Source organism: Acidobacteriota bacterium (genome assembly GCA_029861955.1).
In the GTDB taxonomy this organism is placed as follows: domain Bacteria; phylum Acidobacteriota; class Polarisedimenticolia; order Polarisedimenticolales; family Polarisedimenticolaceae; genus JAOTYK01.
The window spans coordinates 60,517-85,242 of sequence record JAOTYK010000003.1 but is presented as its reverse complement, the minus strand read 5'-3'; the positions used below and the strand labels follow the sequence as shown (position 1 = coordinate 85,242).

At 62.5% G+C, this 24,726-nt stretch carries 18 protein-coding genes; 5 read left to right on the top strand and 13 right to left on the bottom strand.

Going from position 1 to position 24,726, the window contains the following annotated elements; translation table 11 throughout:
• Positions 1-15: 15 nt before the first annotated feature.
• From OES25_02385 to OES25_02370, 4 genes are read right to left on the bottom strand one after another with little or no spacing between them, the layout of a single operon-like run.
• On the bottom strand, positions 16-2,226 hold the full coding sequence (locus OES25_02385) for a M1 family aminopeptidase (GenBank protein MDH3626490.1): 2,211 nt from the start codon (positions 2,224-2,226) through the stop codon (positions 16-18).
• A gap of 21 nt (positions 2,227-2,247) precedes the next feature.
• On the bottom strand, positions 2,248-3,708 hold the full coding sequence (locus tag OES25_02380; protein ID MDH3626489.1) for a hypothetical protein: 1,461 nt from the start codon (positions 3,706-3,708) through the stop codon (positions 2,248-2,250).
• A complete protein-coding gene (locus OES25_02375) occupies positions 3,705-4,592 on the bottom strand; it encodes an ABC transporter ATP-binding protein (GenBank protein ID MDH3626488.1) in 888 nt (295 codons plus the stop codon). Before OES25_02375 ends, OES25_02380 begins: the two co-directional genes overlap by 4 nt.
• Before the next feature lie 3 nt (positions 4,593-4,595).
• The gene (locus tag OES25_02370; GenBank protein ID MDH3626487.1) at positions 4,596-4,985 is read right to left on the bottom strand and encodes a GntR family transcriptional regulator; all 390 of its coding nucleotides are present in this window, start codon (positions 4,983-4,985) and stop codon (positions 4,596-4,598) included.
• Between the two features lie 113 nt (positions 4,986-5,098).
• Here OES25_02370 and OES25_02365 point away from each other — a divergent pair, with 113 nt between their 5' ends.
• Positions 5,099-5,869 (top strand): serine protease, encoded by a 771-nt coding sequence (locus OES25_02365; protein ID MDH3626486.1) that lies wholly within the window; start codon positions 5,099-5,101, stop codon positions 5,867-5,869.
• Between the two features lie 84 nt (positions 5,870-5,953).
• Here OES25_02365 and katG read toward each other — a convergent pair whose 3' ends face one another.
• The 4 genes from katG to OES25_02345 all read right to left on the bottom strand — a co-directional run bounded on the left by katG (position 5,954) and on the right by OES25_02345 (position 10,696).
• Positions 5,954-8,152, bottom strand: a complete 2,199-nt coding sequence (gene katG / locus OES25_02360; GenBank protein MDH3626485.1) for a catalase/peroxidase HPI — start codon at positions 8,150-8,152, stop codon at positions 5,954-5,956.
• Between the two features lie 154 nt (positions 8,153-8,306).
• Complete coding sequence (locus tag OES25_02355) at positions 8,307-9,065, bottom strand: phosphatase PAP2 family protein (GenBank protein ID MDH3626484.1); 759 nt, start codon at positions 9,063-9,065, stop codon at positions 8,307-8,309.
• 7 nt (positions 9,066-9,072) lie between these two features.
• Complete coding sequence (locus OES25_02350) at positions 9,073-10,005, bottom strand: carbon-nitrogen hydrolase family protein (GenBank protein ID MDH3626483.1); 933 nt, start codon at positions 10,003-10,005, stop codon at positions 9,073-9,075.
• 127 nt (positions 10,006-10,132) lie between these two features.
• Positions 10,133-10,696, bottom strand: coding sequence for a group 1 truncated hemoglobin (locus OES25_02345; GenBank protein MDH3626482.1), 564 nt, complete (start codon positions 10,694-10,696; stop codon positions 10,133-10,135).
• 250 nt (positions 10,697-10,946) lie between these two features.
• On the opposite strand from OES25_02345, the gene OES25_02340 reads away from it, so the two are divergent.
• Positions 10,947-12,008: a fatty acid desaturase gene (locus tag OES25_02340; GenBank protein ID MDH3626481.1), complete on the top strand. Its 1,062-nt coding sequence runs from the start codon at positions 10,947-10,949 to the stop codon at positions 12,006-12,008.
• Between the two features lie 12 nt (positions 12,009-12,020).
• The gene (locus OES25_02335; GenBank protein ID MDH3626480.1) at positions 12,021-12,749 is read left to right on the top strand and encodes a ribonuclease HI; all 729 of its coding nucleotides are present in this window, start codon (positions 12,021-12,023) and stop codon (positions 12,747-12,749) included.
• A gap of 2 nt (positions 12,750-12,751) precedes the next feature.
• On the opposite strand, the gene OES25_02330 is transcribed toward OES25_02335, so the two are convergent.
• Positions 12,752-15,361 carry a hypothetical protein gene (locus OES25_02330; GenBank protein MDH3626479.1) on the bottom strand — a complete coding sequence of 870 codons (2,610 nt, stop codon included), beginning with the start codon at positions 15,359-15,361 and terminating at the stop codon, positions 12,752-12,754.
• A 284-nt stretch (positions 15,362-15,645) separates the two neighbouring features.
• Between OES25_02330 and OES25_02325 the strand changes: the two genes are divergently transcribed.
• Complete coding sequence (locus OES25_02325; protein ID MDH3626478.1) at positions 15,646-17,391, top strand: MopE-related protein; 1,746 nt, start codon at positions 15,646-15,648, stop codon at positions 17,389-17,391.
• Positions 17,392-17,405: 14 nt separating this feature from the next.
• Here the strand turns inward: OES25_02325 and OES25_02320 are convergent, their stop codons facing one another.
• Positions 17,406-18,350 carry an AraC family transcriptional regulator gene (locus tag OES25_02320; GenBank protein MDH3626477.1) on the bottom strand — a complete coding sequence of 315 codons (945 nt, stop codon included), beginning with the start codon at positions 18,348-18,350 and terminating at the stop codon, positions 17,406-17,408.
• A 134-nt stretch (positions 18,351-18,484) separates the two neighbouring features.
• Between OES25_02320 and OES25_02315 the strand changes: the two genes are divergently transcribed.
• The gene (locus OES25_02315; protein MDH3626476.1) at positions 18,485-19,315 is read left to right on the top strand and encodes an NmrA family NAD(P)-binding protein; all 831 of its coding nucleotides are present in this window, start codon (positions 18,485-18,487) and stop codon (positions 19,313-19,315) included.
• A gap of 99 nt (positions 19,316-19,414) precedes the next feature.
• Here OES25_02315 and OES25_02310 read toward each other — a convergent pair whose 3' ends face one another.
• From OES25_02310 to OES25_02300, 3 genes are all read right to left on the bottom strand, one after another.
• Entirely contained in the window at positions 19,415-20,287 is an 873-nt protein-coding gene (locus tag OES25_02310) for an alpha/beta hydrolase (protein MDH3626475.1), read from the bottom strand.
• 136 nt (positions 20,288-20,423) lie between these two features.
• Positions 20,424-23,141, bottom strand: coding sequence for a protein kinase (locus OES25_02305; GenBank protein MDH3626474.1), 2,718 nt, complete (start codon positions 23,139-23,141; stop codon positions 20,424-20,426).
• Positions 23,142-23,255: 114 nt separating this feature from the next.
• Entirely contained in the window at positions 23,256-24,707 is a 1,452-nt protein-coding gene (locus OES25_02300) for an aldehyde dehydrogenase family protein (protein ID MDH3626473.1), read from the bottom strand.
• Positions 24,708-24,726 lie beyond the last annotated feature (19 nt).

Here is a 24,726-nt window from a genome sequence, read left to right as displayed (position 1 = left end):
TAAATCTGTCCCCTTTTACTGCGGGAAGTCGACTCGTTCGTGGAACTCGAAGTCCATGCGACGGATGACCTCGGCGCGCGGCATCATGTCAGCCGAATCGATCTCTGCGGCACCCTCGGGCGTGTCGAATACCAACAGGCTGTTCCCGTAATAGCCGAGCAGCTGCGCGTTACTCAACGCCGCGGCGCTGTTGCCGTAGTAGACGGTGACTCCCCCCTCCGCCAGGTCGGGGTGGTGAACGGTCAGGTAGACCGCCTGCCGTGGTCCGGAATACTCCACGCCGTCAATCGTGAAGCCGCTCTCTGAGAAGCTCACCGGACTGTGGGTCCGTGCCAGCAGGTCACGCACGACCGGATGACGGGCGGCCGCACCGACGATCAGCAGACTGGACCCGATCAAATCGTCCGCTTTGATCTCCGTCGCAGTCCGTTCCCGAACCTCGTGTCCCTTTTCCGGATGATCGTCGTCGCCGAGCACCGCTCGCCGTGTAGCGTCGATCACGACCTGATAACCCTCAAACAGTTCCGTCTCTGGAACGACGATGAGCAGGTTGTCGGAACGCTTCGTCACGCTGGAGGTCGGCATGATCTCGTCGGGCTTGAGGCGGCGGAACAGGTGATAGTCCGGATCCAACTCGATCGATGTCAACCCGTTTGGTTCGCAAGCGACGTCGATCGTATCGACCGGCTGGTCGATGCGTACCACGATGTCCTCGCTACGCTCGCCGTAGTGCAGACGCAGTGGCACACCGAGCTCGAAATGCGTCGACCCCTGGGAAATGGTGACGGACACGTGATCGCTACCGGGAGCGTAGTCGGCATCGGTCAACTCGAGTAACGGCGCCCCACCGCTGCGAACCCACTGAGTGAAGAAGCCATCCAGCTCGACGCCGGCTGCCTGTTCGAAGGCCTCCCGCAGGTGCTCCCACGTCGTGTATTTGCCCATGCGCTCTGCGGTCAACAGCCGTAGCCCGGCGAACATGGCCTCATGGCCGATCTTGCGCTCCAGCATGTGAAAGACCGACGCCGCTTTCTGGTAACCGATGCCACGACCCGCGCCCTCGTCCATTCCGAACGTCCCCAGCGGTAAGTCGTCATCCGGATCGATCGCGCTAAGAAAATTCGACTGGTTACGCAGCTGTTTGCGTGCCCCCTTGAGGTCACCCTCGAGTATGTGGCCGTAGTAATTGCCCATGTAACTGGCCAGCCCCTCGCACCAGTTGCCGTCACGGGGGTCGACGAAGATGCCGTTGCCATACCAGTTGTGGAGTAGTTCGTGATCCAGGTAGCCGTGACGCCGATACTGTTTGTACTCGCTGAGCTGACTGCCTGCGATCTGTGTGCAGGTCGGAAAGGCGAACCCCGAACTGAAGAACGCCTCCAGCACGGTGAATTCGCTGAACGGGTATGGCCCGATCAGTTCCTGGTAGCGATCCAGATACTCGGCCGACGCGTCGAGGATGTCCTGGGCCACCGCGCTCTTTCCCGGAGCCAACACGGCGTGCAGTTGTACGTCCCCATGCAACCGGCTACTTCGCTCGAGCGGCCCCCCGAGCAAGACCAGGCCTTCCAGTGGAAACGGACTGCTCCAACGCAACGCATCATCCTGCGGATCCTCGTCACGCTCGAGCCCCGCGACCAGTTCGAACTCATCCAGAGGCTGAACAGCGAGTCGGAAGTCGGCCAGCGACAACGCCGGATCGGATCCCTCAGTGAACTCGACTCGGGGGTACCAATAACCGCCTGGCGCCAGGTACAGCCCCTCTGCGGCGACATGCGCAGAGACGCCGTAGTTGTGGACTTCGCCAGCTTTCTCGCCGGCGGCGACATCCTCATTCAAGGACCCGCGATAGCCGAGAGTCACCCGCAGTCGATCGGTCGAATCTTTCAGAATCAGACGGTGTCTTGTGGGTTCGATTGCCGAGCCGGCGACCGACCGCCCTCGTCGTTTTCTGTGTGCAAGCAGTGTCGCCCCCTGCGTCTCGATGGATTGCACTGCCAGATCCGGGTGGAGCAACAGTTCGACTCGGCTTCGCTTGCGAGCCGGACTTACTTCCGGCAGTTCGAATTCGATCGACACCGTCGCCGAGAGGTCATGGATCTGTGGCTCGAGACGGAGGTCCACGTCGTAGCTGACGGGACGTACGTTCAGGCGGGAGGGAACACAGCCCAGCAGGACCAGACCCGCCAGCAATAGACCCACGAGACTCTGTCTTCCGTGCATCATGTCACGATGGATGATAGTCCATTAGGTGAGGTCCGCGGTCCGGTAGTAGTCGGCCAGCTTGTGCCGAAGGGCCCACTGCGAAAGCAGGAGCGCCGAGACGAGGACGGTCAGCTCCACGATCGGTGAGACGAAGATCAGCGGCGATAGATAGACGCAGATGACAACCAGAACGACAAAGCCCACCACTCCGAAGGCCACGCCGACGATCATGTTCTCGGCGCGACGCCGCGAAGCTGCCTGGAGTTTCAGACGCCCCCAATGCCCCAGTGGTATCAGGACCAGCGTCACCAGCAGGGCTCGGAAATAGAACGGCATGAAGTCGAATCGCAGTGTGTATCCGACCCACAGACCGGTCAGGTGTCCAAGCGCGTACAGACCCACACCCACGACCAACAGATAGAACCCCAGATCGACAAGCCCGCCACGATAGGCGACCTGCGCACGCTGCAACCGCGACACCGGATGGTGCAATGCGTCCACGAGTCCGATCCCCTTGAACAGGGCCCGCACGATGCCCAGCGCCGCGATGACGATCACGATCATCAGATAGGGCCCACCCTTCTCGCCGATCGGGCCCTGGTGCGGGGAACGGAACAGCGCGTCGTAGAGCGTTCGCCCGAGAGCCTCGCCGAACGCCATCTCGCCCCGATCGATCCAGGCGAAGAGCACCACGAGCAGGCCGAAGCCCCACAGACGACTGATCCCCCTGATAACCGCTCTCCACCCCAGCGCGCCATGGGTCTCGTGGAACGCGGCTCGAACCCAACCCCATGGCCCGCTGCCCAGGTAGCCGGTGCGCCAGCCAAGACGCTTCGAGCGGTCCGCGACTCTCTGCTGACGCTCGTAGCGGTCCGACTGTGCGATCGAGAAACGACCCGGAAGAGGCTTGGAGAGCCGGAAAGGTTTTCGGCGGAACGTGGATCGTGCAAACAGCCTGTGGGTACAGGCGGCACCGATCGCGATGGAGACCAGCCCCGCGAACCACGGATGTTCGGCGGCGGACGCTGCGAGGTCCCGTGACCGGATGACGACGAGAACCGCCAGGGTGGTGTTGATCGCGGTGATCCAGTTGGACAACGGGTCCCGTAGGATTCCACCCGCGCAATAGGCCGCCAGGCCGATGACGAGCATCAACGGTAGGTTCTGCGGCGTGGAAATCAGCCGTGAGATCACACCCACGACAACGACGGTCACGACGATTCCTGTCGTGAGGTACCCGGTCGCGATCCGGGAGCGGACGCCGGGAAGATGATGGGCGAAGCTGGTGTGCTGAAACTCCTGGATCACCAGACCGACGATCCAACCTGCGGCGGCCGTGAACCACAACACGGCAATGAAAAAGACATCGATGTACCGTCCCACCGGGGACTCCGCGTGGGCCGCCCCGCCGAGGATGATCCCGCCGACCACCAACGAGTAGACAGCCAACCAGAACACCGAGGCGCGACCGAGCAACAACAGGAACGGCCTGAGGGTTGTCATGCTGCCCCCTCTCCGACGAGGATCGGGAACATCTCCTCCAGGTTGAGCGGTCGCGCGGTGACCTCGACGCCGTGAGTCGCGCGAAACGTTTCCAGATTCGCGTCCGCCTGCCGGACCCGCAACAGAGCCTGGCTGCCGCTGATCTCCTGTGAGTGCACGAACGGTTCGGTGAAGTGGGTCGGGAGATCTCCGTTTCTGGAGACGATGCGCCATTCGGCGTAGCGTTCCTTCAGTTCGTCGAGGCCTGCGTCCGTGACGACGCGTCCGTTGTCGAGGCAGACCACCCAGTCGACGATCTTCTCCACATCCCGCAGGACGTGACTGGAGACGAGGATCGTCGCCTGATCCTCGCGCAAGACCTCGAGCAGGAACTCGAGCAGCTTGGCACGCACGATCGGATCGAGATCGCTGACCGGTTCGTCGAGGATGAGCAGCTGCGGGTGGTGACAGACCGCCAGGATGATGGCCAGCTTCTGCAGGTTGCCGGTGGAGAGTTTGCCGACCGGTTTCTCCGTGTCGAGCTCGAGCTCTGAAAGGAGTCGCTTCTCGCGCTCTTGATCCCAGTCCGGGTAAAAACACGAGACGTAGCGAACGTGCTGCTCGACGGTCATCCAGTCCAGCAATCCGATCTCCTGAGGGACGTAACCGATCTGGGTCAGCGCGTCGTGTCCGAGCTTGTCGCTGGACTGATCCAACGTCTTGACGGTTCCCTCGTTGGGAAGTTGAAGCCCCATCAGGTGCTGGATCAGCGTTGTCTTGCCGCTGCCGTTTTTTCCCAGCAACCCTACAATCGATGGACGACCCAGCTTCAGGTTGATGTGATCGAGCGCCGTCACGTCGTCGAACTGCTTGGTCAGACCGCTTGCTTCAAACACATATTCCATGACTCACCTCTCGTCATCCTGTTGGTCCTCGAGCAACCGGCGGAACACCGTCACCGCCGTGTCCGGGTCGAGGCTTAACTGTCGGGTCTTGGTCACCACCGGGCGCAGCGCGTGCTCGAGTTGATCGACGCGCGTTTCGCGGACGGCCTTGCCCTGTCGCTCCGGTACGACATGGGGGCGTCCGGGGCGTCGTTCCAGCACGCCGGCTTCTTCCAGAAGACCGAACGCCTTGCTGATGGTCATCGGATTGACACCCAGTTTGGCGGAGAGGGCGCGTGTAGACGGCACCGCCTCGCCGGGTTTCAGCAGACCGCTGGCCACGTGAAAACGGATCTGCTCGACCAGCTGCCGGTAGACCGGAATTCCGCTGTGTGGGTCGACGACCAGGATCATCTGGCATGGCCTCTAGGTGTATGAGACAATTAATACACTTCCCATCGTAGGAGTTTTCACTGTATATGTCAAGTAATACACCTGAACCGCTCAAATCACGAAAATTCCTTTGTTTGTGGCTGCTTTTGATCAGCGCGCTGGCCTGCGCCGCCCCCGATGGGGTTGGTGAGGTCCAGGAGCCGCCCCCGGCCGACGGCTACGGGGCCTGGGCCGCGGAGGATCCGGGCGACTGGCCACGAATCGCCATGGTCAATCGAATCCGCTATTCGGATTCGGACCACCCCATGGCCGGGTCCGCGTTCCTGGTGCAGAACGGCGATGAGATCGTCGCCGTCACCGCCAAGCACGTGCTGCGTTACTTCAAGTCGGAGGCGATGGACTCGGCTTCGTTCCGTGGGACCCTCGTGAGTTGGGAGATGTTCCTCAAGGATGCGCCGACCGAGGCCACGGTCATCGGCGCACTGATCAACGAGGATGCGGACGAGTCCCTGGACAACATCCGCACCGCGCGGGACTGGCTACTCTTCACCGTCCGGAACCCCTCTGACAATGTGACGCCGCTACGACTTCGAACCACACCACTGGTCGCCGGCGAACCGGTCGCGGTCGTCGGCTGGCGTTACACCGATGAAGGTCCGCAGCACGTCTATCGAGGCAAGTACGTTCGATCCGAGAAGGGTTCCGTTCTGATTGACGTCCGGGAGCTCACCGACAACACGATGCCCGGCCTGAGCGGTGCCCCCGTCATCGACGCCCGCGGTTATGTCATCGGGATGATGTCGTCCAAGTCCGGCAAGCTTCAGCGACTGGCGTCGGTCGACTATGCGAAACGCGTGCTGGAGCAGGACGCGCGTCCGGAACCCGTTGCCGTCCTCGAGGAGTGAATTCGACAGGAGTGCCCCTGAAAAGGGGACAGATTTATTTTTCCGATCGAGGGATCGGAAAAATAAATCTGTCCCCTTTTTGGATCAGGCCAGGTCGAAGCGATCCAGGTTCATCACTTTTTCCCACGCGGCCACGAAGTCGCGCACGAAGGGCTGCTGCGAATCGTCACACGCGTAGGCCTCCGCGATGGCACGGAGCTGAGAGTTGGAACCGAAGACGAGATCCACGGCGGTGCCGGTCCACTTCAGATCGTTAGACTCGCGATCGCGTCCCTCAAAAACATGCTCACACTTGGGGGACACGTCCCACTGGGTGTTCATGTCGAGCAGGTTCACGAAGAAGTCGTTGGTCAGCGTCTCGGGGCGTTGGGTGAAGACACCTTCCTGGGACCGACCGGTGTTTGCGTTCAGCGCACGCATGCCGCCGACGAGCACCGTCATCTCCGGAGCCGTCAGGTTCAGCATCTGCGCCCGATCCAGCAACAACTCCGGCGCCGTTCCCCGGAGTCCTTTTCCGAAGTAGTTGCGGAATCCGTCTGCTCTGGGTTCGAGCACGGCAACCGAGTCCACGTCGGTCTGCTCTTGCGACGCATCCGTGCGTCCCGGCGAGAAGCCAACCTGCACGTCGTTTCCGGCGGCCTTTGCCGCCTGTTCAACCGCCGCGCATCCGCCAAGGACGATCACGTCGGCCAGCGAAACCCGCTTGCCACCGGACTGCGCGTCGTTGAACTCAGACTGGATCTTCTCAAGTGCCGGTAGGATCTCGCGCAGCTCGGCCGGACTGTTGACGTCCCAGTCCTTCTGCGGTGCGAGCCGGATACGCGCACCGTTGGCGCCACCGCGGTTGTCGGTGCCGCGGAACGTCACCGCCGACGCCCAGGCGGTCGAGACCAGCTGCGCCACCGGCAGCCCCGAGTCGAGGATCTTGCCCTTGAGGGCGGCGATGTCCTTCTCTCCGATCAATTTATGGGTGACCTCGGGGACGGGGTCTTGCCACAGCTGCGGCTCTGCAGGAACCATGGAGCCGAGGCAGCGCGAGCGCGGCCCGATGTCGCGGTGCGTCAGCTTGTACCAGGCTTTCGCGAAGGCGTCGGCAAACTGGTCCGGGTTCTTGTGGAAGCGTTTGGAGATCGGCGCGTAGGCCGGGTCCATCCGCAGCGCGAGGTCCGTCGTGAACATGATCGGGGCGTGCTTCTTCTTCGGGTCGTGAGCATCCGGCACCGTCTTCGATGCCGCCGGATCGGTCGGTACCCACTGCTGTGCGCCGGCCGGACTCTTCACGATATCCCAGTCGTAACCGAAGAGGTTTTCAAAGTAGTTGTTGTCCCACTTCGCCGGCTCGGTGGTCCATGCGCCTTCCAACCCGCTGGTAATCGTATCGGCACCCTTGCCACTGCCATAGCTGTTCTTCCAGCCGAAGCCCTGCTCCTCGATGCTTGCGCCTTCCGGTTCGGGACCGACGTGTTCACCCGGATCGGCCGCACCGTGGGCCTTGCCGAACGTGTGTCCGCCCGCAATCAGCGCAACCGTCTCTTCATCGTTCATCGCCATGCGAGCGAAGGTCTCTCTAATGTCCTTGGCCGCTGCGAGTGCACTGGGAGTGCCGTTCGGCCCCTCCGGGTTCACATAGATCAGACCCATCTGAACGGCGCCGAGAGGATTCTCCAGTTCTCGATCGCCGGTGTAGCGTTCGTCGGCGAGCCACTCCCCCTCGGACCCCCAGTAGATGTCCTCTTCCGGCTCCCAGACATCCTCGCGACCGCCGGCGAAACCGAGGGTCTTGAATCCCATCGACTCGAGGGCGCAATTCCCGACGAACACCATCAGGTCGGCCCACGATAGTTTGCGGCCGTACTTCTGCTTGACCGGCCAGAGCAGTCGACGCGCCTTGTCGAGGCTTACGTTGTCGGGCCAGCTGTTGAGCGGCGCAAATCGGATGGTACCGGAGGCGGCACCGCCACGGCCGTCTTGAATGCGATAGGTCCCCGCGCTGTGCCAGGCTAGGCGAATGAAGAGCGGCCCGTAGTGACCGTAGTCGGCGGGCCACCAGTTCTGCGACGTGGTCATCACCTTTTCGATATCATTCTTAAGGGCGTCAAGGTCGAGGGTCTTGAACTCCTCGGCGTAACTGAACGTCTCACCCATGGGGTCGGACTGAGGAGGGTTCTGGTTGAGGGTTTTCAGGTTCAGTTGATTCGGCCACCACTGTTGGTTTCGCGAGCTGCCGGTCGCCATCTGCCTGTTCGATCCGCCCATCACGGGGCACTTGGATTCATCGCTCATGGTCTTCTCTCCAATAGGGTCCGCTACGCGCGCCCGGCGGCGCGCCGTGGGTCGCTAATGACTGTTCGGGACAGCTCTACAGTAGCGAAAAGACCCCTGAGTTGGAAAGACCGATTGGGTCTTTTCGGGGTAGTTTTTGCCGAAAAGGAGCCGCCTAACCGAGCGCCCACCCGTGGAGCAGCCAGGCGATGGCAACCAGCCCATAGAAGGTCGCGAAAAGCCCCACGGCGATGACTGGCGCGACTCGACGATCCGACTCCCCCGCTACCGGACAGGAGCCGCCGCGCAGGAACATCGCGTAGGCGATACCCGCCAGGAGCGCCCCAGCGATCACATCGATGACGTAGTGCTGCTTGACCAGGACCGCGGAGAGCCCGACCAGGGAGGCGGCGAGCAGCGCGGCGATCCCGACCCGGCGGTTGACCCTGAGCAAGACCAGTGCGGACACGTACGAGTGCGCGACGTGAAGTGACGGGAAGCAGTTGTGCGGCGGGTCGACCGCGTAGATGAGGCCGAGACTCCAGGCGCCGAATCCCGTGCCGTTAATCTCGACCGGACGCGAGGCCGTGGTCGGGTAGACCACAAAGAAGATGTAGGAGACGATCCATACCAGCAAGTAGGCAAACACGGCGCGACGCAGCAGAGCATCCTGGCGCACGACGAGGACAGGCAAGAAGATGAGGAACCAGTACAGCGGTCCGTAGGCCAGCATCCACATCGGCTGCACGGGGAGGATTCGGTCCAGGGCCAACTCGGGCACGTAGAACGTGCGACCGGTGAGGAACTCCGGGATGAAGATATAGAACGGGACCAGGCAGACCAGCAGCATCATGGGGAGCGGGACCCGATAGCGCCGGGTCAACATCTCTTTGACCATCGCCCACGTGACGGACCGCGACTGAGGGGCAGTCACGCGCGAGCTAGTCCGGGTCGCCGGTGATGTGGAGCGGTCGCTTCTTCCTCGTGTCAATCTGCAATGAGAGGACATCCGGACGGCTGTAGTGGCCGCAACTGTCGACGACCATCTTGGCCTTGGCGATGTCGTCGAAGTTCAGGTCGGCGTAGAGAATCGTCTCTTCGTCCGGCGGTGCTTCCGCCAGGACCTTCCCGCGTGGATCGACGATCATCGAACGGCCACCGCCAGCCTGAAACTTGGAGACACTCCCCCCGCTGCCAAGCGCCTTGAGGATGTCGTCGGTCAGGATGGAGGTCGCGGTCACGCCGAAACTCTGTCCCTCGAATCCGTAGTGTCGGGTGGACGCATCGATGATATCGAGCAGACCGCCCATGCCACCGGGCCACATGGAGATGTGAATGACCTCGTGTTGCGCCTGCATGGCATAGCAGAACAACGCGTTGCCGTGTTCGTAGCAGATCAGCGCCCCCAGGATCCCCAATCGACTTGGGAATGTCCGCAGGTCCGAGCCGTCTCCCCGCCCCCAGACCATCCGCTCGTGGTTGGTCGGCACCAACTTGCGTCGGACTCCGAGGATCTCTCCGGTCTCGTCGATCAACAGCTGAGAGTTGTAAAGGGTTCCACCGTCGAGTTCGTTGATCCCCATCGCGACGATACAGCCGGCGTCCCGAGCGGCCTTGCACAGCTGTTCCGTTGCAGGCGACGGAATCTGCACGGCGTTCTCGCGAAGCCGCATCAGGAAGGGCGTGGTCTCGGTCGGATCATGGGTGATCACGAAGTACGGGTAACCGGGGAGAAACGTCTCCGGGAACACGATCAGCTCCGCGCCCTGTTTGCCCGCCGTCGCAATGGTGTCGCACGCCTTGGCGACGGATGCTTCGAGGTCCAGGTAGACAGGGGCTACCTGGGCCGCTGCGACTTTCGCTATCTTCTTCACGTCGAATGCTCCACTAGGTCGGCAGACAGCCACACTATCGCAACTTCGGTCGAGACAGAAAAGGGGACAGATTTATTTTTCCGATCAGGCGATCGGAAAAATAAATCTGTCCCCTTTTCTTGTGGATCTAGCCCCGAACCACATCCCCGTGCAGCGAGGCGAACATGCACATCATTTCCTGGATCTCGTCTGCGCCGACGCCGGCCGCTTCCATCGCCGCCTGCACGTCACCACCCGCCGCCAGGAAATGCTCGTCGGTGAGATTCATGTGCGCATGGGCATCGACCATGTTCATGCCGTGGTACTCCACGTCGCCACCAGACGCCTGCGAGAGGAAGTCCGTGACCTGCGAGATCAGGCGAGCGTCGTCGACGCCTTCCATCAGGTGCATGATCGGCTCGTTTACACGATGTCGCGCAACCACGTCGGTCACGACGGTGAAGATGGCGTCGCGTCCGCCGAGACGGTCATAGAGGCTTGCCTCAGTCTGGCGTACCGCCATCGCGTCCGCCGCGGCGGCGCAGTCGGCCTGCATCTGCAACACGGCCGGATCGACGACCACCGTCTCGACCACGTCAGTGGCGTGGTCAACCATCTCCTCGGCGACGGCCTCTTCTTGCGCGGGGTCCCCGCCACAGCCTACGAGCGCCACTAAAACCAACAAACCAATCCAGCGAAAATCTTGTTTCATGTTCCCCATCCATTGATTCCGATAGATTTCATCGGATTTGAAAAAGCTGGCTACTCACAACTCGCCCATCCTAGCGGACATTTCTGCGGAAGAGGAGGGCGTCGGAGTTGTCCAGCCCGGTGAACGCCGTGGGTCGGGACTCTCCCGTACGTTTCCGGTATCTTACTTGCCCATGGCCGACTAAGCTCTACTAACGCCGTGCGCTGCAAAACCTGAGAGATCCACTTCATTTTCGAGAGGATTGATCGAAATGTCAGAGACAAAACGCGGGACGCCCCCCGTGGAGCGCGCGTGGCAGAAGGCGGTCGCTAAACATCGCAAACCGGTCATGCGAAGCAGTGTCTGGCAACTCGTCAACAGCCTGGCCCCGTACCTGGCTCTCTGGGGTCTCATGATCTGGACGCTGAACATCTCTTACTGGATCACCCTCGCGATCGGCGTCGTTGCCTCCGGGTTCCTGGTTCGCATCTTTATCATCTTTCACGATTGTGGCCACGGCTCGTTCTTCAAATCGAGACGCGCAAATCGCGTGACCGAATTCATCACGGGTGTACTGACGTTCACGCCGTACCGCCAGTGGCGGCACGACCATGCTCTGCACCACGCAAACGCCGGCGATCTGGATCGTCGCGGCCCGGGCGATATCTGGACGCTGACGGTCCGGGAGTACCTCGGGGCTCCACTCTGGAAACGTCTGTCGTACCGCGTCGTGCGCAATCCTTTCGTGTTGCTCGTGGTCGCACCGCTGTTCGTCTTCGTGGTCCAGTACAGATTTCCGTCTCGTGCCGGGGGTAAGCGAGAGCGTATTGGCGTCTTCTGGACCGACTGCGCGATGCTGGCGATCGTCGCCCTGATGAGTTTGACCATCGGGTTCAAGGCCTACGTCCTGATTCAACTCCCCGTGATCATGTTAGCGGGGACCGCGGGAGTCTGGCTGTTCTACGTGCAGCACCAGTTCGAGGACGTCCAGTGGAAGAGAGGTCAGGAATGGGACTATGAAGAAGCGGCCTTTAGCGGCAGCTCTTACTACGAATTACCACGGATCTTGCAGTGGTTCACCGGGAATATCGGATTCCACCACATCCATCACCTGAGCCCGGCCATTCCCAACTACCGCCTGGAGAGGTGCCACCGAGAGAATCCGATGTTTCAGAAAGTCCCAACTGTCACGCTGTGGTCAAGCCTGAAGTCGTTGTCGATTCACCTTTGGGATGAAAAGGGACAAGAGCTAATTGGTTTCGGTCAACTCAAGGCCATCCGCCGCGACCCGCAGCGTCACAGTCTCTCGACAAGTTCGAAGAGGTCTCCGTAGTCCGTATCCTTCGTGTACACGAGTCGCTGCGAGTCGGGAGACCACGTTCGACCTCGCCTGAACCACATCAAGGAACGTTACAAGACCATGCCCAGTTTCGAGTGTCAGGTGTGCGGCGAGACGTTCAACGTGCCCCAGGCCGCAATGGATAAGTACCCGGGCTGGACGCCCAAGTTTTGTCGCGAGCACTCGCCCCGCAAGACAGCGGCGAGCGCAGATACTGCGACGGCCCCGAAGCGTTCAAGAAGCGCGAGCCGTGAAGAGAATCTTCCCGTCGCGGAGGTCCTCGCCAAATATACCGACGGGCCGACGACCGGCGTCTTTACCGATGGTGGTTCGCACCCCAACCCGGGGCCGGGCGGCTGGGGGATGGTCTGGGTTGCGGACGGAGAGATCCTCGAGCAGGCCCACGGCCACGACCCACAGACGACGAACAATCGCATGGAACTGACCGCGCTGATCGCCGCGTTCAAGGCCCTACCGGAAGATGCGGAGACGGTGATCTATACCGACAGCCGATTATGCGTAGACACGATCACCAAGTGGGCGCCCGGCTGGGAGCGCAAGGGTTGGAAGCGCAAGGGTGATCCGCTGAAGAACCTCGACCTCGTTAAGGAGTTGCTTGCCCTCTACCGCAAGCACCCGGACTGTAAGCTTGAGTGGATTGCCGCGCACACCGGCTACCGCTGGAACGAGTATGCGGACAGTCTGGCCAGCGCATGGCGGCGTGACGAGCTCTGACCTTATTCGCAGGCCGGCGAGACCCGTTCGCTCCCCTGCCCGTCGTCACCCCATCCACCGTGGGCGCAGCTGTTCCTGCCACGCACCAGGTAGGCCCTGCCGGTCCCCGGAGCGAGAGGTGCGCCGTCGACGAACGTCGCAACCGAGCTGCCGCAGACCAGTTCATCATCGATGACGCCGCTTGATGCCAGGTCGGCCAGGGTCGACATGGCCACGTCATACGTCGTGCCCGTTCCGGACGAGCCACCCAGATCGGTCCAGGCCAACTCCGCGTCATCCCCGGGAAGCCGCTCGACATGCAAACTCGACACGACGCCGGGTGGGGCGAACGCTCCCGGGTCTGCCAGGGCGCAATCGGTGTTGTTGTCGACACCGTCACCGTCGCCATCGGCGGGACCCAGCTGCGTAAGATCGAACGAATAGATCGAGCGACCGTGGGTCGCGGCAAACAGTTCCATGGACGTCTGGTTGATCTCGAGATCCAGCACCGCCGAGACAGGCATGGCGTCCCCTAGCAACGACCAACTCTCTCCCGCATCGTCGCTGAGGTGCACCCCCAGATCGTTGCCGACGAACACGCGCCCACGCCACGTATCATCGGCCAGGACGGTGTTCATGGGCAACGCGGGTAGACCGCCGTCACTGATGTCGGTCCACGTCGCACCCAGGTCCTCGGTGCGTCGCACGTAGGGCATCGTGTCGCCCATTCGAAATCCCGCAACGGTCAGGTAGGCGGCGTTGGGATCGACGGGATCCGCTGCGATGCCCGTCGCCCAGTACGACACGCCCGGCGGGTTGGCGGCGTTCCATGTGACGCCGGCGTCGTCTGAGACCCAGACGTTGCCGTCGTCGACGCCGGCCCACAGGATCTGCGAATCTTGCGGCGAGACGGCGAGGGCCGTGATCACGCCCCGGGCCCAGGTCGTCGGCGATCCGCCGCCTAGCGGGTTGCTGATCGGCGCCCACGAGAGACCCGCGTCCACCGAGCGATAGACACGTTCGCGTCCCATGTAGAGGGTCGATGAATTGGCGGGGTCGAAGACCATCGGGACGACGGTCGCTCGATCCTCGGCCGGGTCGACCCCGGTCATGGCGATCGTCCAGATGCTCCCACCATTCGTCGAGCGCTGGATCTCGCCGCCCAACCACTGGCCGTACATCAGGTTCGAATCCTGCGGATCGATCAGGCAGGTGTAGGCGTCTCCCGGAATGACCATCGTCCACGAGAGCCCGTCGTCGGTGGTCCTCAACATGCCGTTGTCCTGGGTCCCACCCATCAGGTTCGTGGGGTCCTGCTGATCGGTGCAGATGTCGTAGAACTGGGTGTTCGGTGTGTTGGATCGCGTCACGCTACCCGTATCGACTTCGCCGTAACCACCGTCGTTGGCGACCAGCAACTTGGTTCCCTGGGGGATCAGGTCGTGGTGGTCGGCGTGGTAGGTCGTCCGTTGATTAAACGTGACGCCCGCGTTGAACGATTCCCAGAGGAATACGTCGAGCAGGTAAACGAACTTCCAGTTCGCAGGGTCGACACGGATCTGTCCGAAGTACCAGACGCTACCGCCCGGGAACGGTGTCGCAGTTTGGTTCCAGTTGTCGCCGCCGTCGTCGGTTCGCCAGACACCCAGCAACCCGAAGCCGCTGCTGCCGATGACCGCGTAGACGTGCTGCGGCGCGTTCTGGGCAACCGCCAGACCGATCCGGCCCAGGGAGCCTGCGGGCAGCCCGGCCGTCAGTTGCGTCCACGTCGTGCCGCCGTCGAGAGAGCGGTAGATTCCGCTGTCGGGCCCGCCCAGGGTCAAGCCGCCCCCCCACGAGCGCTGCCAGATCGCGGCATAGATCCGATCGGGGTCGCCGGGATCGATCTGCACGTCCACGGCGCCGGCTCCGTTCGAGACATGCAGCACGCGACTCCAGGTCGCGCCGCCGTCGAGCGAGCGATAGACACCCCGATGTTGATCTGCGGTCCAGAGGCTACCGCCGCCGGCGACGAACACGCGTTGGGGATCCACGGGGTCGACCGCGATGCGGCCGATGCGCCGGACCTCGGCAAGACCGACGTAGTTCCACGTCGCCCCGCCATCGGTGGTCTTGAAGACGCCCTCGCCTTCGTAGTTGTAGATCGAGCCGATCTCCTCGCCGGTTCCCACGTAGACGGTGTCGGGAGTGGAGGGGTCCACGGCCACGGCGCCGATCGAGAAAACCGCCTGATCGTCGAAGACCGGCGTCCACGTGCCTCCGCCATTGGTCGATAAGAAGACACCCCCTGCGGCGCTGCCGGCCCAGATCCGCTGGTTGTTCAGCGGATCGATCGCCAGCGCGGAGAGACGCCCCGGGACGTTGCTCGGCCCGAACAGCGACCAGCTGCCGGAGGTTCGCTGACTCCGGTGAAGCTTCTCGAGCGCGGCGGTGCGCAGACCCGGGGGTGGGTTGTCCGGTCCAGACCAGAGCGCGGACGGTGTGGGCACACGGGACTTCTCGAGCGGGATGGACTGTGGGGTTTTTCCGGTAGGTGTCACGGTCGTCGGTTCGACGTGAGATCGTGCGCAGCCCAGCAGGAAGCTCGTTAGACCCAGGAGGAACAGACCGCAGCAGAGGGTCGGTCGATGCATGGATCCCTCAAGACGGGTGAGATGACGCTAGCGGGGTGTCAGCCCAACATTAATATACGCGGGTTCCCATCTCGCTGCTGGAGGGCGGCTGAACCCGAAACGGGACTCGAGATCGAAAACGGATCCGTCCATACCGTCAGGCAACTTACGTTCTCGAAACCCCGTAGAGGACCGAATCTGCAGGAATATGGCGAATATTGGAATCTCCGACCGAACCGACGACGGCACGTATCGTGCAATTTGCTTCGTAGGGATCTTGTCGTTTCGATCGAAGAGGATTGCCGATGCGCCGTTCGGCTAACAGTTGGCTTGTCGTCGCGATCGTCGCGTTGAGTGTCTGCTTGGGCTTTGGGCCGCATTGCCTGGCGGAGAAATCGTCGCGAGCGGAGTTGCGGCGGAATACTCTGCTGACAGGCACGATACGCGTTGTCCAGGAAGATGATTTCGCTGCGGACCGCACCTTGAAGGTGCATTACCTCGACGAGTCTTCGACCGGAAAGACCTATCGTCTGGATTTTTCAGGCGGGGACGAGCCTCGCCTGGCCACCGGTGACGCGGTCGCGATTCGAGGCGCCATCCATCGCGACTGGGTTGCTGTCGATATGCGCGACTCCAGAAGCGTCACGATGAGCACGACCAACACTTCCTTCAGCATGACAGGCTCCAGGTCTGTCCTGATCATGATGGTTGATTTTCAAGACGCCGTGGTCAGTTGTAGCGACGGCGACGTCGCGGACACGATGTTCGACGGAACGCAGTCTGTAGACGGTCTATTTCAGGAAACCTCCTTTGGCTCCGTTTCGTTCGAACGAGACTTCGATGGCGACTCCAATCCGGACATCGTGCGTGTGACGATCAGCGCTCTGACGACGGATGCCTGCAACTCAACCGGCTGGGCCAACGACGCAGATGCCGAGGCCTTTCTGCTCGGTTTCAACCCGGCCGACTACCAGCACAAGATCTACGTCTTGCCGAACGCGTCACCCTGTGGTTGGGCCGGTCGCGGCACGGTTGCCTGCTCGAGTGGCTGCCGGGTTTGGGTTCGGTATTGTTCGTTCCCGGATATCTACGCTCACGAGCTTGGACACAATCTTGGGATGAGTCACAGTTCGACGGATCTTGACAACGATGGTGTGATCGACTGCACCTACTGCGACACCTCGGACATCATGGGTTACAGCGGAGCGGGTTGGCGCCAGGTCAACGCGCCCCACAAGACGGAAATGGGATGGTTGCCCGGAGGGCAGATCGTCGACCTGACACCCGCCGCCGCGGCGACCCACGTACTCTCTCCTCTCGAGACGGATCCGCTGGCGGCTGCCTATCCACAGACGTACAGGATCGTGCATCCCGTGGCCGACAACTATTTCATCTCGTACCGACGGCCTCTGGGCTACGACGCAACGTTAAATTCGGCGTATTCCGAGAAGACCAACATCCACGTTTCCAGGAACGATGGAAGCGGGCTTTCACGCTTCATCGTCGCGCTGGCCGATGGCGAATCGTTTGTCGACGGGTACGGACTCAGCGTGACACAGGTGTCTCACGACACTCTTTCCGCGACGTTACTCATCGAGGACACCGGTCAAGCCTGTAACGACCAGGATTCCGATGGCTATGGCTCACCGGGAAGCTCGGCCTGCAGTGCTGGCGCCGCACTCGATTGCGATGACCAGGATGCCACCATCAACCCGGCTGCGACGGAAATCTGCGATGGCGTCGACAATGATTGCGATGGATCGACGGATGTTGGAGCTGCGGACGCCACAACGTGGTTTGCCGATGCCGATGACGATGGTTACGGCGACAGTGGCAACCCGCTGGCGGCGTGTGTCCAACCTGGCGGGTACGTGATCGATGCCAACGATTGCGACGACACCTGGTGGATGGTCAGCCCCGCGCGATATGAGTGCCACAACGGCGTCGATGACGATTGCGACGGGCAGGTTGATGAAGGGACGATCGGCGAGAGCGGCGGCGTCTACTGGGCGATTCCTTGCCCCGTGACCCGGGAATCCTCCCTGCAGTAATCGGAACCGATCCCTCAGTCCGGAGACATGCCGCGGGCCCTGTGCTCTTGCGGACTAACGCCTCGCACTCGTTTGAATGCTGCGCTGAGCGCGAACGGGCTGCTGTAGCCGACCTTCTCGGCCACGGTCCCGACGGTCGCGTCCGGCTCACACAACAGGTCCGCGGCCAGCGCAAGACGCCATTCGGTGAGGAACTTCATCGGTGACTCACCCACCACATCCTGAAATCGTCGGGCCAGCGCCGCACGGGAGACACCTGTCTCCTCCGCGAGCTTGGCCACCGTCCACGGATGTGCCGGATCCCGATGCAGGATCGTCAACGCTTTTCCGACGATCGGGTCTGCCTGGGAGCGGTACCATTTTGGCGCCTCCGCCTCGGGTCGAGTGAACCAGGCGCGCAGCACGGCGATCAGCAAGAGGTCGATCAACCGATCGAGCACGGCCGCCTGTCCCGGCTGGTCCTTGGCCATCTCTTCGCAGAGTAGTGAAACCAGCGGCGAGTCCCATTGATCGTTAGACAACGACAGCACCGGTGGTAGTGCACGCTGCAACCGATCGCTGATATCGCCTTTGGACTCGTAGGCGCCGACGAGCATCAGCGTGGAACCTTCGGGGTCGTTACCCCAGGTTCTCACACCTAGCATCATCTCTTCCTCTACCGACTCGCCTTCCGGATTGCAGCAACGTTGGCCGGGGTGGATCACGACGGTCGTCGGCGTGGCCGGATCGTCCGCCACGTTGTAGTGATCCGGTGCGCGGGTCACTGCAACATCCCCCGCATCGAGCCTGACGGGGTCGCCGTCGTCGGGAACGACCCACGCATGACCCTTCACCATCGCCAGTACGGTCAGCGGAGACTCCGCAAGTATCCGCAACGACCACGGTGAAGCCATCACCGTCCGGAGTGCAAACGCACCATGGGCGCGAGGTCCGTCAAGAAGTCCGCCGAAGGTATCCATGACCCCATTTTATCGGGTTTGGACGATCGCGTATGGGATTGAGCATCGGAGCCATGTTCAACGGATCGCGGGTCTTCCACACTACCTCCATGACCGACGTCACTTCATCGAAACGAACCGGAAGGAGGCCCGAGATGGCAAACAATCAGGATTCAGTAGGCAACGAGACCATTCTGGTGATCGGAGCCAGCGGAAAGACGGGGCGACTCGTCACAGAACGACTGATCCGCGCCGGACGGCGGGTTCGACCCGCGTCTCGCTCCAGCGAGACTCGATTTGACTGGAACGACGAAGCCAGTTGGCTTCCCGCCCTGACCGGTGTGAAGGCCGCGTACATCACCTACCACCCCGATCTCGCCTTCCCCGGTGCCGCCGAGACCGTCGGTAACTTCGCCGACCTGGCCGTCGCCAACGGTGTGCGACGACTGGTTTTGCTTTCGGGGCGTGGCGAAGAGGGAGCCCGCCAGGCGGAGATGCGAGTGCAACAGTCAGGTGCCGACTGGACTCTCGTACGTTGCGCGTTCTTCAACCAGAACTTCAGCGAAAACTTCGTCGATGCGATCAGGGCGGGCGTTCTGGCCATGCCCGGTGGTGACACGGAAGAGCCGTTCCTCGATGCCGAGGACATCGCCGATGTCGTGACCGCCGCACTGACCGACGAGCGACATATCGGGCAGCTTTACGAATTGACGGGACCGCGACTGCTCACATTGGCTGACGTGGCTACCGAGTTGGGCGACGCGCTGGGTCGCGAAGTGCGTTACGTACCGGTGACGGCCGAGGACTTCGCCGCCGAGTTGGTGGCCCACGGGATGCCGGAGCCTCACGCTGTGCCGGTCGCGGATCTGATCGCCGAGGTGCTCGACGGCCGCAATTCCCACCTCAGCGACGGAGTCCAACGTGCACTTGGCCGCCCGCCCCGTGACTTCGCCGACTACGCTCGCGACAACGCCGAGGTTTGGTAGAAAAGGGGACAGATTTATTTTCCTGTCCTGTCGGAACATTGACAAATATGAAAAATAGATCTGTCCCCTTTTGTTCGACACTCGCGGAGACTCTGCTGTTCACTCGGTAGAAGGACTCAGGACGTTCAAGATCTCAGGCAAATAGCGAATCACGATCGAAAAATGTCCCTCGCCTGGATGGAAGTTCGTCTTCGCGTCCGGAATTCGCGCCGCGACCCAGTGGGCCAGGGAAGACGGCACGACCCGGTCGGCGTCACCGTGCCACAAGGAAACCTCGGCCTGGATCGCCGCAAACTCGAGTCCCCAGTCGTTGCCGTAGATCAACGCATCCGCCGAGGCACCGGCACCCCCCTGCCGAAACCCCTCACGAAATTCTCGCTCGAGGACCGGGCGGATCTCCGGATCGGTAAGCGTCGCTCGATCCGCTTCGCCGGCGTGTCGAATCAGGTTCGCAACCGCCGGACGAAAGAAATGCCTTAGCAACGGACCGACGATGGCCAGGACTGGTCGAACCAACCACGGCGTGCGGGAGGCCAGCGTAAGACCGAAACGGGTGTGTCCCATCATGCCGTCGTCTCGATGCATTGCTTCGATGGGACCGAGCCCACAGACGAGGCCGACCCGATCCACGCGATCGGGGAGTGCCGCGGCACAGGCCAACGCGAACGGCGCGCCTCCCGAGACGCCCACCAGGTTGAATCGCGGGCACTCCAACTGGTCGGCCGCCTGGGCGATGTCGTCGGGCCAGTCTGCCAACCGTCGCCCACGCTGCGGAGTCGATGCCCCCCAACCGGGGCGGTCGAAGGCGATCAGACGGACGCGGTGTTGCGTCGCCGCCGCCTGGCCCAGTTCTCCACCCAGTCGCGACCCCGGGAAGCCGTGGGAGTAGATAACGGGTGTCCCGCCGGGGTCGCCAAACTCGGCGGCGGCGAGCGTTCGTCCGTCTGTCAGATTGATTCGGTGCTCGATCATCCGGCCGTACTCTGGGGAGATCGCATCTCCCCATCCATTCAGGGATTGTAGGAGCCATCGTGCGTACCGTCGCAATTTATTGCCTGGTTGTCATCATCATGTTTCGATGGCCGTGAGGGATGTGAGACCCGGACCGTCATTTTCCGACCAGCGCCGTCGACCAGTTCTGGATCAGTCGTGCCCCCGACTCACCCGGAGCGGTCGGCGGAAGCTCGTTGCACAGAATCCGCTGTCCATTATCCGTAACCACGAGGGCAGAGCCTTCACCGGACCTGGAGATCAGTCCGAAGAGCCGTCGCGGTGTGCCGAAGGCGAGCCCCGCGCCCGACGTCACCGGAAGCGCCAGGACCGAATTGCCTCTCCTGTAGAACAGCTCACGGCCGTCATCGCCCCACACCGGCGTAAAGGCGCCGCGTGTTCCCCCGTCGTTTGAGACCACCCAGCGTCCCTCAGATTCCGGAAACGCCTGCACGTAGACTTCGTCAGCACCCGACTCGTTGGACGAGTACGCGACCCAGCGGCCGTCGGGAGAGAGGCGTGCCTCACGCTGGGTGAACTTCCCCGTCAGGTACGGCCTCGCCTCCATCGTTTGCGTGTCGAAGAGCCAGACATCCTGTTCGTCGTCATCGGCACGTCGCACATAGTCGAAGAGAATCGATTTCCCATCACGCGACCAGTCCGTCAAGATGATGCTCGTGTCGACGCTGTAGACCAGCTGAGCCTCGCCTTGCCCCGAGGTCGGCCGGATCCAGATCTCGCCCTCGGATTTCTGCGAGGATCGGTATGCCAGTCGACTGTCATCCGGAGACCACAACGGGAATCGATCGATGGCGGTGTCGTAGCTGAACCGCGTCCGCGAATCGCGCTCGAGGTCGTAAATCCAGATATCGGTCGTATCCTGTCCGATGGCGATCGCCAGCCGACTGCCGTCGTGAGAGAGTGTCGCGTCCCAGTAGCCATCGGCCTCGTCGATCGACTCCAGCACGTTGCCGTCATGGTCGCGCCACTGCAGTACGGTATCGGCCGACCCTGCCCCGCGCTGGTGGATGAGCAAGTTCTCGGAGACGCCGAACTGCGCGCCACCCCAGGAAATGGCTCCCCCGGTCACATCCGTCGCAACCGGTGCGGGATCTCCGGTGAGCGTGAGCGTAGACGGGTCGAAGCGGTGGGCCATCAGCGTCGATCCGACCCGGTAGAGCAGGTGGCCGCCGGCGTAGAGCGCACGGGACTCACTCTTCAGCAGAAACCGCGTCTCCTCCGAATCGAGGGATCCAACGTAGATTCCACTGTGTTCGCTGGTAACGGGGTTTGATGTACTGACGACATAGAACAGGAAATGCCGACCATCCGGGAGGAGTTCCGGCCAGCGGTGCCCGATGTCAAAACGATCCTTGTCCAGCGTCGTTAACGGTTCCGGTGTACCGCCGCCGGCTGCGACCTTCATCAACCCCTCGTTCCACTCTCGCTGAAAAATGATCGTGCCCGACTCGCTCCAGGTCCCACCACGGCCGTCGTTGGTCCCGTCACAGATCGGGATGACCGGTCCCCCACCAACCTCGATCTTGTTCAGCTTGCCGCCGGCGAAGAAACCGATCCAGCGTCCGTCGGGGGACCAGAACGGATACGCATCGACGTCGGCGTCAATCAGTCGACGGGACTCCGCCGAGGCCAGATCACGGACCCAGATACCGACCGATCCCGACGCGACCTCTTCGTTGTCCGATCTCGGGTGAGCCACGAACGCGACATGACGACCATCTTGGCTGACGGCGAAGGGCGCCCCTGGGGCGAAGTCCCAGCCCAGGGGAGGCACCAGAGTGGATTGGACTCTGGGGAGCTGGGGCGTTTCCGTGGGCCAGAACCCCACGACCGCCAGCGCCGCTAGCGAAACAAGGGCCAGCGTCATCCAGGCGAAGCGTCCCTTGCCCGCTTGAGTGGGTGTTACCGCGCTGTCTTCGGGTCGCGCTTCGTCGGCGCCACCGCTCAGCAGATCGTCCAGCAGGATGCGGGCCTCGCCGATGTCGCGAAGGCGACGGGTCGGGTCCCGCTCGAGACAGCGTCGGATGAGCTGTTCAACCCGGACCGGTGTCTGCTTCGGGAGGTCTGCGAGATCGACGTCTGCGCGGAGTACGGCCGCCAACGTGTGGGAGACGGTCTCGCCATCGAACAGACGCTTGCCGGTCAGCAACTCGTGCAACAGGACACCGAAGGACCAGATGTCACAACGGCGATCGACCGGCTGGCCGGCGGCCTGCTCGGGACTCATGTACGAAGCCGTGCCAAGAATCATTCCGGCCTGCGTTCCGGCGGAAGTCATCGTCGGAGAAAGCGACGGGTCGCCTGAGGCGGTGGCAGCATCGGCCGCCTTGGCCAGGCCGAAGTCGAGGACCTTGGACTGGCCCTCCGTCGTCAACTTGACGTTGGCGGGTTTGAGGTCGCGGTGAATCACTCCGTTTTCGTGGGCAGCTTCGAGACCGGTGGCGATCTCGCGGGCCGTGCGAAGGGCCTGTTCGACGGGAAGCGGTCCGTTGATCAGGCTCTCTGATAGATCCTCCCCGGCGACCAGTTCCATCGCGAGGAAGTGAGTTTCGGCTCGACCGTCGGTTGCCTCGGCCTTGTGGATGCCGAAGATGCCCGCGATGTTGGGGTGATTGAGGGAGGCCAGCAGGCGCGCTTCGCGATCGAATCGGGCCAGCCGCTCAGCATCGGCGGCGAAGTCTGGGGGGAGTACCTTGATCGCGACGTCGCGGTCGAGTGTGGTGTCGGTGGCTTTCCAGACGACACCCATCCCGCCCTCGCCGAGTTTCTCGGTGAGACGGTAGTGGAGTAGTTGCTGTCCAGGTTCGATGGTCACCCTGACGCTCCCCGATCTTGAACGAAGGACAGAGTCTACCCTGTTGGAGCCACGATGTGGTGGACCCCCCCAGGACTCGACACCGATGGGGCGACCTTCGAACCGAAACGTCGATCAGGTCGACCGCGGAGTCTCGCGGTACTTGACCACGATGAGTTTCTCCACCGCCAGGTCCCGCACGGTCGCGCCGATTCCGCCGACGCCCAATCCTGACGACCCTCGCCCACCGAAGGGCATCCAATCGACGCGGAACGCGGAGTTGTCGTTGATCATCACCGCCGAAGATTCGAGTTCCCGTGCCGCCTGCAGCGCCCGGTCGACATCCTGCGTGAAGATGGCCGCCTGGAACGCCCAGCGCACGTCGTTGGCACGCCGGATCGCTTCGCCCAGCGTGTCGAAGGCGTTGACGGCGACGACCGGGCCGAAGATCTCCTCGGTCATCACCTTCGTTCCGGCCGGGGGCCCGTCAAGGACGGTCGGCTGGTAGCACTGGTGATCCAACGGCTCGCCGCCCGCGATGACACCGGCTCCCCCGGCCGCCGCCTCTCTTACCCATTCGTGCACGCGCTCGACCTCGGCTTGCCGAATCAGAGGGCCGACCTCGGTCTTGTCCTTCGTGGGATCTCCGACCACAAGGCTCCGCACGCCCGTTGTCAGACGTTCCAGAAATTCCTCCCGGCGGGACCGGTGCACGAACACGCGCTGGACGCTCACGCAGACCTGCCCCGCGTGGTAGTAGCCGCCCTTGATCAGTGACGGCAGGGTGCGCTCGAGGTCGGCCGTCTCGTCCACGATCACGGGCGACGCGCCGCCGTGCTCCAGCGCGCAACGAACGCCGGGCGCCAGTTGTGATCGCAAGTACCAGCCGACGCGGGCACTACCAATGAAGCTGAAGAACGCGATCCGGTCACTGGTGACCAGGAGTTCGGCGACTTCGTTGGAGCAGGGAACGGCCATGCCCAGCTCCGGAGGAAGGCCCGCCTCGCGGAGAAGCTCCATGAACACCATGCAGGTCACCGGCGTGTCGGGCGCCGGCTTGATCAGGACCGGGCAGCCCGCCGCCACGGCGGGAGCGACCTGATGCGAGATGAGATTGAGGGGATGGTTGAACGCGCTAACCGCCGCCACGACACCGATCGGCTCCCGCGTAGTGAATGACAGTCGCCCCATGGCGGCCGAAGCGCCCTGCATCGGCACCTCCCGGCCGTGGATTCGCACCGCTTCGTCGCCGGCAATCCGAACGCTGTTGATCGCTCGTGTCACCTCGATCCGTGCATCCGTCAGGGGCTTGCCGCCTTCCCGCGCGATTAGCAGGGACAGCTCTTCGTGCCTCCCGTGCAACAGCTCCGCCAGGCGAGACAGGATCGCCTGTCGCTCGTGTGCGGGGAGGCCGGCGCGATTCTTTCGGAAGGCCGCAACCGCGGCGTCGATCGCGCGGGTCATTCCCGCCGCGTCGAGTTCTTCGACTTCGGCCACCACCTCGCCGGAGTAAGGCGAATGCACCTTCGTGCTGAGGCCCGTGCCTGCATGATCGGGTATGCGAAGCGAGTACTGTTTGTGCGGCATCGATCCCTCACGGCAAATC